Genomic DNA, 14,834 nt, shown 5'->3' with positions numbered 1-14,834 from the left:
CCAGCCGGATTTATATCTTGTGCACCATTTAATTTCATAACTGCGACATTTTGCTCTGTTCCTGTGCGCATTTCGTTTGTTACAGTCCGGCCCAATCTCCTCCAACGACAATAAATTTGCCGAGACTTTTGCCATGATCGAATCCGTCGAATCCTTCCTTGCCCGTCTGAAAAAACGCGACCCGGATCAGCCCGAATTCCACCAGGCCGTCGAAGAAGTACTGCGCAGCTTGTGGCCGTTTCTCGAAGCCAATCCGCACTACCTGACGTCGGGGATTCTCGAGCGCATCTGCGAGCCGGAGCGTGCCGTGGTGTTCCGCGTGTCGTGGGTCGACGATCAGGGCAAAGTCCAGGTCAATCGCGGTTTCCGCATCCAGATGAACAGCGCCATCGGCCCGTACAAGGGCGGCTTGCGTTTCCATCCGTCGGTGAACCTGGGCGTGCTGAAATTCCTCGCCTTCGAACAGACCTTCAAAAACTCCTTGACCTCGTTGCCCATGGGCGGCGGCAAGGGCGGTTCCGACTTCGATCCGAAGGGCAAGAGCGACGCCGAAGTCATGCGTTTCTGTCAGGCATTCATGAGCGAGTTGTATCGCCACATCGGCGCCGACGTTGACGTGCCGGCCGGTGATATCGGCGTCGGTGCGCGCGAGATCGGTTTCCTCTTCGGCCAGTACAAACGCCTCAGCAACCAGTTCACCAGCGTGCTGACCGGCAAAGGCATGACCTATGGCGGCAGCCTGATTCGTCCGGAAGCCACCGGTTTCGGCTGCGTGTATTTCGCGGAAGAAATGCTCAAGCGTCGCGGGCAGACCGTGGAAGGCAAACGCGTAGCGATCTCCGGTTCCGGCAACGTGGCGCAATACGCCGCGCGCAAGGTCATGGATCTGGGCGGCAAGGTGATTTCGCTGTCCGACTCCGAAGGCACGCTGTATTGCGAGGCTGGCCTGAGCGAAGAGCAGTGGTCGGCGCTGCTGGAGCTGAAAAACGTCAAGCGCGGGCGCATCAGCGAACTGGCGACAGCGTTTGGTCTGGAATTCCGCGCCGGTCAGTTGCCGTGGTCACTGCCGTGCGACATCGCGCTGCCGTGCGCCACGCAGAACGAGCTAGACGCCGAAGCCGCCCACGCCCTGCTGCGCAATGGCTGTGTGTGCGTGGCTGAAGGCGCAAACATGCCGACCACGCTGGAGGCTGTGGATATCTTTATCGAGGCTGGCATTCTTTTCGCGCCGGGCAAGGCATCCAACGCCGGGGGCGTGGCGGTGAGCGGTCTGGAGATGTCGCAGAACGCCATGCGTCTGCTGTGGACGGCGGGTGAGGTGGACAGCAAGCTGCACGCGATCATGCAGTCGATCCACCACGCTTGCGTGCATTACGGCGAAGAAAATGGGCAGATCAATTACGTCAAAGGCGCGAACATCGCCGGTTTCGTCAAAGTCGCCGACGCAATGCTCGCGCAGGGTGTGGTTTAAGCCGGTTCGATGCGGATTACTTCGATCACTTGATCGCCGGCGGGGCGCTGCCACAGCACCTCGTCGTTGAGTCGGGCACCAAGCAGGGCGCGCCCCAGCGGTGAGCCCCAATTGATCAGGCCCTTGCTCGCATCGGCCTGATCTTCGCCGACCAGTTGCACGCGGTGTTCGGTGTCGTGCTCATCGGCATAGGTCACCCAACTGCCGATCTGCACTTTGTCTCTGGACGTTGCGGCGACGGCGACTTGGGCGCTGCTCAAGCGCTGATTGAAATAACGCAAATCCCTTTGCAGATCGGCCAGCCGTTGCTTATCGGCCTGCTCACCTTTGGCCGATTGTTCTGCGTGTTGGGTTTGCAGTTTGGCGACTTTTGCCTGCAACTGCGCCAAGCCTTGTGACGTGACGTAATTGGGCTGCTCACTGACCTGCCGTTCAACCGGTTGATCGGCTTGTGCGGCGGCGTTGTCTTCGTTGACGAAAGCACGGCTCATGGGTTCCTCCTCGTATGAGGTTTGGGCCATGCTCGCAGGCATTTGGTTTCACTGGATGTCTGGGAGCGACCTAGGGCGAGCGATAAGCCCGCCCGGCGTCCTGATCTTTCTGTTGCTGCCACGCGCGCTCGCGCTCGTCCCAATGTTCGTTGCGGTAGTCGTCGCGATCCTTGTTTTCGAGCATCGCCTGACACTGACGAAAGCCGTCGGTCCAGCCGTCGGCGTATTGCTTGTCCTTGAGATAACGCGGGACGTTCTTGCGGAACTCGCCGCTGATCGAACCGGCGGCCTGGCGCCCGCTGACGCAACCATCATCAAAACCGTCGGCGAAGGCCGGTGGATAACCTTTGGCGATCAAATCATCGTGGGTCGACTGGCAACCGCCCAGCAACAGCAAAACACCCAACACACCCGCACACCGCCACATCGCACTCTCCCGAGCCGGTTGTCCGGCTTATGGGGAAAGTCTAGAAGGTGATTCGTTGGTGGGGTGTGAAAGAAAGATCAAAAGATCGCAGCCTGCGGCAGCTCCTACATGAGCGCGCGATCCCTGTAGGAGCTGCCGCAGGCTGCGATCTTTTAATAGTGATACCACTTCACCTCAAGCATGACTTCCGTTTCCGGCGTCGCCAGATGACTGAACTCACGCTGCGCACTCAAGCGCAAACCAAGATTGCGCGACAACTCCCACTGCTGATTCAGACTCAAACTGCGCCGCACTTCGCCGTTGAAGAAGTAATCGCCCTTGGCCTCCAGGCTGAGGTTGCCCAACGGGTTTTTCCACAAAACGCCGGTATTGAAACCGCCTGCGGGAGAAACAAACTCGGCGAAATCATTGTTGTGTTCCACCCGCACGGTGCCGAGGGCAAAACCCAGCACATCGTCGCCCAGCGCCCACGTGCCGCCACCGCCACCATTCACATGGCTGACCAGCGTCTCATCATCATGCTTGCCCGGTACGCGCTCAAGGCCACCGGTGACTTGCCACGACAACGGCTGCAACAACTCGTTGCGTGGTGTCAGCGAGCGAATCGTCGCCAGATCCAGTTGCTGGAACTGCCAGTGATTGCCCTCGTACTGACGCAGCTTCATCTGCAGGATTTCAATCTGCGCGCCGAGCGGGAAGCTCTCGGCGTTGTCGTTGAGATCGTGATAGGCCATGCGCAAGCCGTACTCGCCGAACGCACGATCGCCGCGGGTGCCGAGACCGGCCTGCCAGGTGCGCGATTCGTGACCGTCTTCCGGCAGGCCAGGTTGCGGAATTTGCAGATCGGGTGCCGGGTTTTTGTTGATCGCCCGCAGCAGTTCGAAGCTCCGTTGGGCTCGCTGCGGGTCGCGTTCCTGACCATTGGCGCGGTAGCGTTCGAGGCGATACGCCGCGTCGATGATCAACGCCTGACGATCGCGGGGCAGGGCCTTGAACGTCGGTTCTTGCAACACTTGTTGATCGGCGCTGACTTTCAGCACCCAATCCTGTTCTTCACCCGTCAAAGGCTCGGCGCGACTCAGCAACTCACGTTCGCGCGAAGGGCGGTATTCGATACTTTCCACCAGCCCGGCTTCTTTCACCGCTTTCACGGTGTCAGTAGGAATCGCGGTCAGCGGGAATTGCTCGGTCAGGCGCAGGCTAGGCCGTGCTACTTGCAGCAGTTCGAGCAAACGGTACGAGCAGTTTTCATCGAAGAAGAAATAGTCGAACTGAATCTGCTTCAGCTCCCACACATGCTCGACCATGCGCGCGGTTTCTTCTTGCGTCAGATTGAGCCGGTATTCCCACAAATCGCGGTTTTCCAGGCTGCGGTATTCGGAGAGTTTTTCCTGATACGGCACCAGTGCGAACAGGCCCGGATAGCCGCCCATCAAGCCCTTCCAGGCGTAGAGAATGCTGTTGTCCGAGCCTTCGATGTAGGCGCCGAAGTTGATCGCGTAACTGAGCAGCGAGGTCTTGTCGGCCTGCACGTCAGCCTGATCGATACGCAGCAGGGTGTGGCCGAACATCGATGACGGACTGTTCAAATAAGCCGCCGGGAAGATCATCACCGCGCTGTGCGGCGAGACGTCCTTGATCCATTTTTTGTACTCGGCGCACTCAGGTGTCGGCAGATCATTCAGCTTGAGCTGCGCTTTCAGCCAGCGAGTGCGCGCTGGGTAAACGCATTGCGCATGCTGCTCGCCGAGACTGGCCGGGGCGTACAGCGCTTGCACGGTGGCCGCCAGTTCGTGATCGGGATGTTCATTGCCATCGGGCGCAAGAAAGAATTTCTTGTCGCTGACATAGCTGCGCCAGCCGCCGAGTTTGGCAGTTTCGTAGTGACCGAGGGAAATCCAGAAGCGATCGTTGGCCAGTTGCTGCAAACGTTGAGGGTCGATATGTGGCGCGGCGGACAGCGGGGCGCAGACACAGAGCGCCAGCCAGGCAAGGCGTTTGAGCATAAGTGGCAACTTAAGTCGAAAGAAAATAAAACCCGGATCGGGGGTCAACACTCCACCCTGTGGCGAGGGGATTTATCCCCGTTGGGCAGCGAAGCGGCCCCAAAACCTGTATCCCCAATGCACCAGCTATACCGCATGCACAGGTTCACGACTGCTGCGCAGCCGAACGGGGATAAATCCCCTCACCACAGGTTCAGCGTCACGGTGGAATCACTGCATAAAAAACAAAACCCGCTCCCCGAAGGAAGCGGGCAGAGGTCGAGCTTATGCCTGAGTTGCGTACTTGGCCAGACGAGGATCCGATTTCAGTACGGCCAGGGTGTTGGTATGCACGTCTTCAGCGGTCACGTCAGCCTTGCTGAAGATCTGCTGGAAGTGCTCGTGAGTCACGGCAGCGAAATGCGCGCGATCTTCCGGCGCCACGCCCAGTACCACGGCATAAGTCGTCAGCGCTTCGCCGTTGCCTTTGGCCATGTCTTCGGACAGCTCGTTCATCATGCCATTCATGGCAAACCAGGATTTGCCGCCGTAGGTCAGCGACGCGTTGGTCGAGCAACCGTTGGTGCCGGAAGTCATACCAAACGTGGCGTTACCGGAAGTGCCGTTGGTGGTGGAAGCGAGGAAGTGTGCCGGGGTGCCACGCTGACCTTCGAACAGCATGTTGCCCCAACCGCAATCCGGGCCGCCTGGAGCTTGCGCCATTGCGTTGATGGATACAGCGGTGAAGAGAGTACCGAGAAGAATCCGTTTCATAGCTTTTATCTCTTTATGTGCATACCAATGGACAGGGTTCTGGCCCCCCAAGCTCTGTACGAAACAGATCAAAACGAAGCCAGTGGGCCGGTATTAGTTCCAGCCGCGCAGTTTGGAGTTTAGGCACGTTCCAGGGGTTCCGTGGTTTTTTGCAAAATATTTGGAATAAACCCCGGTTTCCGGGGGCGCGCCGCAGGGTTGGCCGGTTGTCTATGCTTTGTCACATGGCGCGCCTTGCCAGTGGGGCACGGGCAGCGCCAGAATGCCGCTATCTGCCCCGCCTGATTGTTAAGGAAGCCCGATGCCTGATCCTGTTGCTGCCAGCTTGCGTCTTGCGCCCGAAGCGCTGACCCGTCCGTTTTCCGCTGAACAGTTCAGCTTCACTACCACCAATGATCTGGAGCCCTTTCGCGGTGTGCTCGGCCAGGAACGCGCGGTCGAAGCCTTGCAGTTCGGTGTGGCGATGCCACGCCCCGGTTACAACGTCTTTGTCATGGGCGAGCCCGGCACCGGCCGGTTCTCGTTCGTCAAACGCTACCTGAAGGCCGAAGGCAAACGCCTGCAGACCCCGGCGGACTGGGTCTATGTGAACAATTTCGATGAGCCGCGCGAACCCCGCGCGCTGGAGTTGCCGTCCGGCACCGCTGCTTCGTTCATCGGTGACATCAACGGTTTGATCGACAACCTGCTGGCGACGTTTCCGGCAGTCTTCGAGCATCCGTCCTACCAGCAAAAGAAAAGCGCCATCGACCGCGCTTTCAACCAGCGCTACGACAAGGCCCTCGACATCATCGAGCGTCTGGCCCTGGAAAAAGACGTCGCCCTCTATCGCGACAGCAGCAACATCGCCTTCACGCCGATGCTCGACGGTAAAGCGCTGGACGAAGCTGAATTCGCCCAGTTGCCGGAAGCTGATCGTGAGCGTTTCCACGAAGACATCTCCGGTCTCGAAGAGCGTCTGAACGAAGAACTCGCCAGCCTGCCGCAATGGAAGCGTGAGTCGAACAATCAGCTGCGTGCGCTTAACGAAGAAACCATTACCCTGGCGCTGCAGCCGTTGCTGTCGCCGCTGTCGGAGAAGTACGCCGAGAACGCTGCGGTGTGCGGTTACCTGCAAGCGATGCAGGTGTACCTGCTGAAAACCGTGGTCGAGCAGTTGGTTGACGACAGCAAGACCGACGCCGTGGCGCGCAAGCTGCTGGAAGAGCAATACGCGCCAAGTCTGGTGGTCGGTCATCCGGTGAGCGGCGGTGCGCCAGTGGTGTTCGAGCCGCACCCGACTTACGAAAACCTCTTCGGCCGTATCGAATACACCACCGATCAGGGCGCGCTCTACACCACTTATCGCCAGTTGCGTCCGGGTGCCTTGCACCGCGCCAACGGCGGTTTCCTGATTCTTGAAGCGGAAAAAATGCTCAGCGAGCCGTTCGTATGGGACGCGCTGAAACGCGCCCTGCAATCGCGCAAGCTGAAAATGGAATCGCCGCTGGGCGAGATGGGCCGTTTCGCCACCGTGACCCTCAACCCGCAGCACATTCCGTTGCAGGTCAAAGTCATCATCATCGGTGCGCGCTCGCTGTACTACACGCTGCAAGATCTCGATCCGGACTTCCAGGAGATGTTCCGCGTTCTCGTTGATTTCGACGAAGACATCCCGATGGTCGACGAGAGCCTGGAGCAATTCGCCCAGTTGCTGAAAACCCGCACATCGGAAGAAGGCATGGCGCCACTGACTGCCGATGCGGTGGCGCGTCTGGCGACGTACAGCGCACGGCTGGCCGAGCACCAAGGGCGTTTGTCGGCGCGTATCGGCGACCTGTTCCAACTGGTCAGCGAAGCGGATTTCATCCGGCATCTGGCCGGCGATGAGATGACCGACGCCGGCCACATTGAACGCGCCCTGAAAGCCAAAGCCACGCGCACCGGACGTGTGTCGGCGCGGATTCTCGACGACATGCTCGCCGGGATCATCCTCATCGACACCGATGGTGCGGCAGTCGGCAAGTGCAACGGGCTGACCGTGCTCGAAGTCGGTGATTCGGCGTTTGGTGTGCCGGCGCGGATTTCCGCCACGGTGTATCCGGGCGGCAGTGGCATCGTCGACATCGAGCGTGAGGTCAACCTTGGTCAGCCGATCCACTCCAAAGGCGTGATGATCCTCACCGGGTATCTGGGCAGCCGTTACGCGCAGGAATTCCCGCTGGCGATTTCCGCGAGCATCGCGCTGGAGCAATCCTACGGTTACGTCGATGGCGACAGTGCGTCGCTGGGCGAGGCGTGCACGCTGATTTCGGCGCTGTCGAAAACCCCGCTCAAGCAGTGCTTCGCGATCACCGGTTCGATCAACCAGTTTGGTGAAGTGCAAGCGGTCGGCGGGGTCAACGAGAAGATCGAAGGCTTCTTCCGTCTCTGTGAGGCGCGCGGACTGACGGGCGAGCAGGGCGCAATCATTCCGCAGGCCAACGTCGCCACGCTGATGCTCGATGAGAAGGTATTGGCGGCGGTGCGTGCCGGGCAGTTCCACGTTTACGCGGTGCGTCAGGCGGATGAAGCGTTGAGCCTGCTGGTCGGCGAACCGGCCGGTGAGCCGAACGCCGACGGTGAATTCCCGGAAGGCAGTATCAACGCGCGGGTGGTCGAGCGCTTGCGCGACATCGCCGAGATGATCAGCGAAGAAGACCTCAAGGAAGCCGAGAAAGAGCTGGCCCAAGAGGCATTAGCCGAAGCCAAACCTGCCTGAACCTGAACGCGGTCAAACTGTAGGAGTGAGCCTGCTCGCGATAGCGGAGTGTCAGTCGGCGAATGAGTTGCCTGACACACCGCCATCGCGAGCAGGCTCACTCCTACATTTGCTTTGTGGTGATCTGCAGGGAGCTCGCCACAACTCTGGCGTCAATATTCACACAATGACCATTCGGCGCCTTCTGGTTCTATCCAGCTTGCGCAACGTACTTTTCTTCTATTCTCAGCTCAAGGATATCGACAGTATCACTGGATCGAGCCAGTCCCCCCGTGGGGGCTGAATACCGGCTTCACCGAGGGTCGCCGCCATGTCGCGCAACCTCTGTCTCACCCGTCAGTGCCTGGGTCTGGTGACCCGTATCGAATGCGCCATCAAGCCGTTGGCCGGCGATAACGGCATGTGGACGCTGCTCTTCGCCGCCGGCATGGCCGGCGAACAACCTTCCGCGATCAAAGCCCAAGGCCCGTTCCACGGCCCCGTAGCGGCGGAGTCGATTCTCGACACCATCGTTGAAAGCCTGACTTTGCACGGCTACGAACTGGCCGACGATCCGCAGATCTGGAGCCTGCACCTGCAAGCCCAATTACGGCAAATCAACGGAGGCCGCAGCCGCGCCCTCAATTAATACCTGCCGATGTAGGAGCTGCCGCAGGCTGCGATCTGTTGATCTTGCTCTTCAAGGGGCAGTATCAGGCACCTGCGCCTTATCGAGTTTGACCTCAAAGCCGTATTGCACGGTGGCGAGGTCGGTTCGCTGATAGGTTTCCACGTGAGTCGGACGGCCGTAGAAGTAATGCACGCCGAACAACGCCGGGCCTTCTGCGCTCGCGTCGTGGCTGACCGAAAGAATCTGCTTGAGGTAATGGCCGCTGTCATCCTTGACGAAGAACCGCCATTCGTTGGGCGGAAACACCTTCAGATCGACCACCAACATGTTGTTCCGAATCTCCAGGCCTTTGGGCAACGCCTTGGCGTCGTAGGCTTGCTTGGCCACCGTCGCGAGAAACAACGGCATTGAACCGACGGCAATCGCCGGGGTTTCCGGAAAAAGGTTCAGGTCGTAAGTGATGGTCGCGCGTAACGGATCGACCTGATAAGCCTCGGGCGGCAGTTCTATCGGCTCGTCGAGCTTGCCGTTATGTTTTTCGGTGAAGAACGTCACCGGGCTTTCGCCGGGATTGAAGTCGTCGCCGAGCAATTCATCATTGAAGGTGCGGCGGTGAGAGAACTCGATACGCGCGGCGCTCGGATCCTCCACCGATTGGTGGATACGAATGCCGGCCTTCAGTTGCTCCTCGGTCAGCGCCGCACCCTTGAGCCAGCTCGCGGCTTGATCGTCGTACACCACCACCGCCGGATCCAGCGGTTGAATGGCTTTTTCGGTGGTGTGCTGGTTGAAGGCGCGGATCGGCAGATCCAGGGTTTTACGGGTCACGGTGACGGAGGAGAAATCCAGTACGCTGACCTCCAGCGTCTCGATCGGCCCGTTGAAGTAAACCTTGTTGTAGCGTTTCGGGTGTTGTTGCTCAAACGTCTGCTGGTCGTCGCTCAGCTGTTTTTCCAGCGTATCGCTCCAGGTTTTCTGTTGCTGTAATTGCGCCAGTTGTTTCTCGTAGAACGCCACCTGCTCCGGGCTCTCGTTGATTGAACCGGCGCGAATCAGGTATTGCCCGGTCGTGTCGCGGGCCTGCACGATCATTGGATTAAGTTGCGCGCCGGCGACTTCCGGGGCCAGTGCCAGGCTGTTGCTGAATTCGACTTCGGCGTAGTTCTTTTCCAGCTTCAGCAGTTTGACGCTGAGGTTGTCGTTGGTGCGGGTCTGGCCGACATCCTTTTTTGTCAGGTCGAAGCTGTACAGGCGTCGTGGCGCGATGACCTCGACCTGGCCTTGCAGGCTGACCGGTTGCGGTAGGGTTTTCTTGTCGACGTTCAGGCCATCGATGAACGGGTAGGTCACGGTCAGGTCGTCGGGGTTGGTCACGTTGGAGCTGGACGGGCTGAGCTGAATGCCGGGGTCGGTTTCCGACCATTCCGGCTGATACGCGATGACCCGTTTGTTGCTCAACGTCACCGATTGCCATTCCACCCCGTGGGGAAACAGGAACCCGCCGGGAATGTTCAGGTTGAACGGGAACACCGGCTGCAGATCGGTGAGGTAATCCGAGCTGGCGTCCTTGTGCAGGACGAACAGACCGTTGACGAAGGTATCGACCAGCGCCTGCGGGGCAGGGTAGTGCTTGAGCACAGCGAGGGCGTCTTCGCCGTACTCGGTGCGCGGCGGATTGTCGTCGAGTTTGAGTTGGGCGCGCTCCAGTAACAGCAGCGAGCCGCCGAGCTCGGTGATGGCGTCCTTGAGCTTCGGATCGCCGATGGCGTCCAGCGATTGCTCAAACTGCGCGGTCTTTTCTTCCAGGCTCAGTGCGTGTTTCTCATCGCCGGGCGAGCAAGCGCCCAGCAACAAGGCCAAGCAGATTCCGGCCGTCGTTATCGGCAATCGCACATCCATTTCCACTCGTCCTGTCCACTGTCGCTGGGCTGTCAATGCTTTGGACACTAGCAGAAAAAAAATCACATACACACGCAGGTGGCGGATTTGCCGACGGTTTCTGGCTGTCACGAGGGGCTGATATACTCGCCGCCATTTCCGCCCCCTCTTGTGTGAGATTCAATGGAACGCTTTATCGAAAACGCAATGTACGCCTCGCGCTGGCTGCTGGCGCCGATCTATTTCGGGCTGTCCCTCGGGTTGCTGGCGCTGGCGCTGAAATTCTTCCAGGAAGTGTTCCATGTCATCCCCAATGTGTTCTCGATCGCCGAATCCGATCTGATTCTGGTGCTGTTGTCGCTGATCGACATGGCGCTGGTGGGTGGTTTGCTGGTGATGGTGATGATCTCCGGCTACGAGAACTTCGTCTCGCAACTGGACATCGATGAAGACAAGGAAAAGCTCAGCTGGCTGGGCACCATGGACTCTTCGTCGCTGAAGATGAAAGTGGCGGCCTCGATCGTGGCGATTTCATCGATCCACTTGCTGCGCATCTTCATGGATGCCAAGAACGTCGATCCCGAGCACCTGAAGTGGTACGTGATCATCCACATGACCTTCGTGCTCTCGGCCTGCGCAATGGGTTATCTGGACAAGGTCACCAAGCACTGATCACTGCCTGATCGCTGCAATCCACCGCCCGTCTGTTGCGAAACAGACGGGCGGTGTCGTTTGTGGCTTGTGCTTTGGCGTGCGCAGGCATATCCCTGTAGAGGTCCTGGCTCGCCACTGCGTGAGGTGCGTTCATGAATCTGCAAGAGTTGAATGCGTTTGCCATCGCCCGCAAGGTCGATGAGCTGAACCTGATCTCCATGGAAGGCGGGATATATTTGCTCGAAGCACGGATGCACGGAGCGGCGTATCCGTTGAGTGATCTCAAGGGCAACATGCTGACACTGCGTTCGGTCGAGCATGCGCGGGATTTGCTGCATGCCTTCCCGGTGCTGCCGTTCAACCTCGTACACACTTCGGTACACGATGAAATGTGTGGCCTGGGCGCCAGTGGCGAAGAAAGCCTGAAAGTGCCGCTGGCCTGGCGATCGGCCCTGTAGGCCTTGCGCGCCATCGCCTGAGCATCTGTGCTAGTCTGCTCGCCCTTTTGGTTCCGGGCGCGCCGGGACGCGCTGTGCACGCACGGCAAGTCTTGTGGCCGTCCGCACAGCGGAGCAGTGTCATGTCCGAAGTAAATCTGTCCACCGACGAAACCCGCGTCAGCTACGGCATCGGCCGTCAGCTGGGTGACCAGCTGCGCGACAACCCGCCACCGGGTGTTAGCCTGGACGCGATCCTGGCCGGCCTGACCGACGCCTTCGCCGGTAAGGAAAGCCGTGTGGGTCAGGAAGAAATGTCCGCCAGCTTCAAGGTTATCCGCGAAATCATGCAAGCCGAAGCGGCTGCCAAAGCTGAAGCCGCTGCTGGTGAAGGTCTGGCCTTCCTGGCTGAAAACGCCAAGCGTGACGGCATCACCACCCTGGCTTCCGGCCTGCAATTCGAAGTGCTGACTCAGGGCGAAGGCGCCAAGCCGACCCGTGAAGATCAAGTGCGTACGCACTACCACGGCACGCTGATCGACGGCACTGTGTTCGACAGCTCCTACGAGCGTGGCCAGCCAGCAGAATTCCCGGTTGGCGGCGTGATCGCCGGCTGGACCGAAGCCCTACAACTGATGAATGCCGGCAGCAAATGGCGTCTGTACGTGCCGAGCGAACTGGCTTACGGCGCTCAAGGCGTTGGCAGCATCCCGCCGCACAGCGTTCTGGTATTCGACGTCGAGCTGCTGGACGTTCTGTAATCCCGTGATCGTGTAGGAGCAAGGCTTGCCCGCGAAGGCGTCCGGTCAATCGACATCAATGTTGAATGAAAGACCGCTATCGCGAGCAAGCTCTGCTCCTACAGGGTTTGTGGCGTTTCTCATATTTCTATCTTGTGATGCAGTTCATGGGTCGGGCGCAATGCCCGGGCATAGCAGAACAGGAACAGATTGCGCACCAGCTCCTTGAGCACCAGTGGCTCGCTGGAATTCAGGCTGCTGACGTCCAGATCCCCTTGATCCTGCAGCTCATGCAGGGCTTCTTCTTCAAGCACCGCACAGACCTCACCGGTCTCCCGATGGAGGATTCTGAGGTAAGGGTGTGGACGATCCAGCCAGGCGTCGATCAAATAAGTCATGGTTCTCATCTCCATTGAAGGTGTTTGATGAGAATAATTCTTATTATCGAAATAGCAAGCGCCTATTGGCAGATTGTGATTTTTTCCGGGTAAAGATTGCGTAAGGTCAAAACGGCTGGCGTTTGGCTATTGCGTAGATTTATCGAGGTACGGCGGGGGAGGGTGGAACTCCATCCCACGGCTGGCGCGGGATGGATGACAGCAGAATCAGACTTTTCTGACGAACTCGGATTTGAGTTTCATCGGGCCGATGCCGTCGATCTTGCAGTCGATGTCGTGGTCGCCATCGCACAGGCGGATGTTCTTGACCTTGGTGCCGACCTTGACCACCAGCGAGGTGCCCTTGACCTTGAGGTCCTTGATCACGGTGATGGTGTCGCCGTCCTGCAGGACGTTGCCGACCGAATCTTTCTTTACGGTGTCATCGGCGGCCACTTCGGCTTCGCCACTGGCGGACCACTCGTGGGCGCACTCCGGGCATACCAGTTGGGTACCGTCTTCGTAGGTGTATTCGGAATTGCATTTCGGGCAGGGTGGCAACGTGCTCACTAAGGCTCCTTGGGGTGTGGGTCGCTAAAAGTCGCACATTATATAGGGTTTATCCGTTGGTGGCGCCAAAAGCAAAAAATCGCAGCCCGGCAGCCCTTGTAGGAGCTGCCGAAGGCTGCGATCTCTCGATCTTGCTTCAGCGCTATCAGTGCGTACGCGCGACCGCAAACTCACTCAGTTCAACCAGCGCATCCCGATATTCACTGGCCGGCAGCGCCTCAAGGCACTTGATCGCACGGGCCACGTAATCACGGGCCAGTTGCGCGGTGTACTCCAGCGAGCCCGAGGCCTCCACGGCAATGCGGATGCTTTCCAGGTCTTCGATCCCGCCTTTCTGGATCGCCTGGCGCACCAGTGCAGCCTGTTCCGGCGTGCCTTCACGCATGGTGTAGATCAGCGGCAGGGTCGGCTTGCCTTCGGCCAGGTCGTCGCCGACGTTCTTGCCCAGGGTTTCCGCGTCGCCCTTGTAGTCGAGCAGGTCGTCGACCAGCTGGAATGCCACGCCGAGGTGATCACCGAACGTGCGCAGCGCTTCGCTCTGCTCGGCGGTAGCACCGGCCAGCGCCGCAGCACTGTGGGTCGAAGCCTCGAAGAGCATCGCGGTTTTGCCGCGGATGACTTCCATGTAGGTTTCTTCAGTGGTGCTGGCGTCGCGCACCTTGGACAGTTGCAGCACTTCGCCTTCAGCGATGATGCGCGTGGCCTGGGACAGAATCTTCATCACCGGCATCGAGCCCAGTTCGACCATCATTTCGAACGAGCGCGAGTACAGGAAGTCGCCGACCAGCACGCTCGGGGCGTTGCCCCACATGGCGTTGGCGGTCGAGCGGCCACGGCGCATGCCGGACATGTCGACGACGTCGTCATGCAGCAGGGTCGCGGTGTGCAGGAATTCGATGGTGGCGGCCAACAGGCGCATGTCGTCGCCTTCGCGACCCAGTGCCTTGCCACACAACAACACTAATAAAGGACGCAGACGCTTGCCGCCGGCCGAGGTGATGTAATCGCCGATTTTCGATACCAGCGGTACTCGGGAAGTCAGCTGCTTCTTGATGATGCCGTCGACGGCGCTAAAATCGTCCGCCACCGCGCGGTAGAAAGCTTGGGGTTGCATCAGCGAGAGTCGCTCCAGAAGGGTTGCGCGGCATGCTAGGACCCCCATCCGGACCTGTCAAGGCGCGATGGACGGCTACTTGCAAGCCTGCGGCGCCTTGCGTACAATCGCGCACCCTGAACTTCCTGGGCAGCACCTGCCTTACGCAATTGCAACGGGCCTTCCAGCCTTATGCAGCCATGCCAGCCAATACCTCTTCTTATAAAGAGCTGGGTGAGCAGGATTATCGGAGAAATACCATGTCTTATGCAGTAATCGTTACTGGCGGCAAGCAGTACAAAGTCGCCCCAGGTGAATACCTGAAGATCGAAAAACTGGAAATCGCTACCGGCGAATCCGTTACCTTTGATCGCGTTCTGTTGGTTGCCAATGGCGACGACGTGAATATCGGCGCTCCAGTTGTTGCTGGCGCTACCGTTGTGGCTGAAGTGATCTCCCAAGGTCGTCACGATAAAGTCCGCATCATCAAGTTCCGTCGCCGTAAGCACCACATGAAGCGTATGGGCCACCGCCAGTGGTACACCGAGATCAAAATCACCGGTATTCAGGCTTAATTTCAGCCTAAT

General features: G+C 59.0%; 15 protein-coding genes. 7 read left to right on the top strand and 8 right to left on the bottom strand.

The window, feature by feature from the left end:
• Nucleotides 1-133: 133 nt before the first annotated feature.
• Complete coding sequence (gene gdhA / locus PMI37_RS04580) at nucleotides 134-1,471, top strand: NADP-specific glutamate dehydrogenase (protein ID WP_008078576.1); 1,338 nt, start codon at nucleotides 134-136, stop codon at nucleotides 1,469-1,471.
• Here the strand turns inward: gdhA and PMI37_RS04575 are convergent.
• From PMI37_RS04575 to PMI37_RS04560, 4 genes are all read right to left on the bottom strand, one after another.
• Nucleotides 1,468-1,962, bottom strand: coding sequence for a GreA/GreB family elongation factor (locus PMI37_RS04575; protein WP_008078575.1), 495 nt, complete (start codon nucleotides 1,960-1,962; stop codon nucleotides 1,468-1,470). The two genes, gdhA and PMI37_RS04575, sit on opposite strands and share 4 nt — an antisense overlap.
• 70 nt (nucleotides 1,963-2,032) lie before the next feature.
• Nucleotides 2,033-2,389, bottom strand: coding sequence for a hypothetical protein (locus PMI37_RS04570; RefSeq protein WP_008078574.1), 357 nt, complete (start codon nucleotides 2,387-2,389; stop codon nucleotides 2,033-2,035).
• Between the two features lie 152 nt (nucleotides 2,390-2,541).
• The gene (locus PMI37_RS04565; protein ID WP_008078573.1) at nucleotides 2,542-4,395 is read right to left on the bottom strand and encodes an Lnb N-terminal periplasmic domain-containing protein; all 1,854 of its coding nucleotides are present in this window, start codon (nucleotides 4,393-4,395) and stop codon (nucleotides 2,542-2,544) included.
• Nucleotides 4,396-4,659: 264 nt separating this feature from the next.
• The gene (locus PMI37_RS04560) at nucleotides 4,660-5,148 is read right to left on the bottom strand and encodes a DUF3015 domain-containing protein (protein WP_007909797.1); all 489 of its coding nucleotides are present in this window, start codon (nucleotides 5,146-5,148) and stop codon (nucleotides 4,660-4,662) included.
• A gap of 301 nt (nucleotides 5,149-5,449) precedes the next feature.
• On the opposite strand from PMI37_RS04560, the gene PMI37_RS04555 reads away from it, so the two are divergent.
• Both PMI37_RS04555 and PMI37_RS04550 read left to right on the top strand, forming a co-directional pair.
• On the top strand, nucleotides 5,450-7,888 hold the full coding sequence (locus PMI37_RS04555; RefSeq protein ID WP_008078572.1) for a Lon protease family protein: 2,439 nt from the start codon (nucleotides 5,450-5,452) through the stop codon (nucleotides 7,886-7,888).
• 310 nt (nucleotides 7,889-8,198) lie between these two features.
• Nucleotides 8,199-8,516 carry a PA4575 family protein gene (locus PMI37_RS04550; RefSeq protein ID WP_008078570.1) on the top strand — a complete coding sequence of 106 codons (318 nt, stop codon included), beginning with the start codon at nucleotides 8,199-8,201 and terminating at the stop codon, nucleotides 8,514-8,516.
• Between the two features lie 51 nt (nucleotides 8,517-8,567).
• On the opposite strand, the gene PMI37_RS04545 is transcribed toward PMI37_RS04550, so the two are convergent.
• Nucleotides 8,568-10,397, bottom strand: a complete 1,830-nt coding sequence (locus PMI37_RS04545) for a hypothetical protein (RefSeq protein ID WP_008078568.1) — start codon at nucleotides 10,395-10,397, stop codon at nucleotides 8,568-8,570.
• Nucleotides 10,398-10,559: 162 nt separating this feature from the next.
• Here PMI37_RS04545 and PMI37_RS04540 point away from each other — a divergent pair, with 162 nt between their 5' ends.
• The 3 genes from PMI37_RS04540 (at nucleotide 10,560) to PMI37_RS04530 (ending at nucleotide 12,228) form a co-directional block, all read left to right on the top strand.
• Complete coding sequence (locus PMI37_RS04540; RefSeq protein ID WP_008078565.1) at nucleotides 10,560-11,048, top strand: TIGR00645 family protein; 489 nt, start codon at nucleotides 10,560-10,562, stop codon at nucleotides 11,046-11,048.
• 134 nt (nucleotides 11,049-11,182) lie between these two features.
• A complete protein-coding gene (locus tag PMI37_RS04535) occupies nucleotides 11,183-11,488 on the top strand; it encodes a DUF6482 family protein (protein WP_008078563.1) in 306 nt (101 codons plus the stop codon).
• A gap of 122 nt (nucleotides 11,489-11,610) precedes the next feature.
• The gene (locus PMI37_RS04530) at nucleotides 11,611-12,228 is read left to right on the top strand and encodes an FKBP-type peptidyl-prolyl cis-trans isomerase (RefSeq protein ID WP_008078561.1); all 618 of its coding nucleotides are present in this window, start codon (nucleotides 11,611-11,613) and stop codon (nucleotides 12,226-12,228) included.
• A gap of 119 nt (nucleotides 12,229-12,347) precedes the next feature.
• On the opposite strand, the gene PMI37_RS04525 is transcribed toward PMI37_RS04530, so the two are convergent.
• The 3 genes from PMI37_RS04525 to PMI37_RS04515 all read right to left on the bottom strand — a co-directional run bounded on the left by PMI37_RS04525 (nucleotide 12,348) and on the right by PMI37_RS04515 (nucleotide 14,268).
• Nucleotides 12,348-12,605 (bottom strand): PA4570 family protein, encoded by a 258-nt coding sequence (locus tag PMI37_RS04525; protein ID WP_008078558.1) that lies wholly within the window; start codon nucleotides 12,603-12,605, stop codon nucleotides 12,348-12,350.
• Nucleotides 12,606-12,812: 207 nt separating this feature from the next.
• Complete coding sequence (locus tag PMI37_RS04520; protein ID WP_008078556.1) at nucleotides 12,813-13,154, bottom strand: zinc ribbon domain-containing protein YjdM; 342 nt, start codon at nucleotides 13,152-13,154, stop codon at nucleotides 12,813-12,815.
• A 145-nt stretch (nucleotides 13,155-13,299) separates the two neighbouring features.
• Nucleotides 13,300-14,268: a polyprenyl synthetase family protein gene (locus PMI37_RS04515; protein ID WP_007909817.1), complete on the bottom strand. Its 969-nt coding sequence runs from the start codon at nucleotides 14,266-14,268 to the stop codon at nucleotides 13,300-13,302.
• Nucleotides 14,269-14,507: 239 nt separating this feature from the next.
• Between PMI37_RS04515 and rplU the strand changes: the two genes are divergently transcribed.
• Nucleotides 14,508-14,822, top strand: coding sequence for a 50S ribosomal protein L21 (rplU, locus tag PMI37_RS04510; RefSeq protein WP_003176051.1), 315 nt, complete (start codon nucleotides 14,508-14,510; stop codon nucleotides 14,820-14,822).
• Nucleotides 14,823-14,834 lie beyond the last annotated feature (12 nt).

It is taken from the genome of Pseudomonas sp. GM80 (assembly GCF_000282515.1).
In the GTDB taxonomy this organism is placed as follows: domain Bacteria; phylum Pseudomonadota; class Gammaproteobacteria; order Pseudomonadales; family Pseudomonadaceae; genus Aquipseudomonas.
Note: the sequence above shows the minus strand (reverse complement) of the source record. Positions and strands in the feature narration are given on the sequence as shown.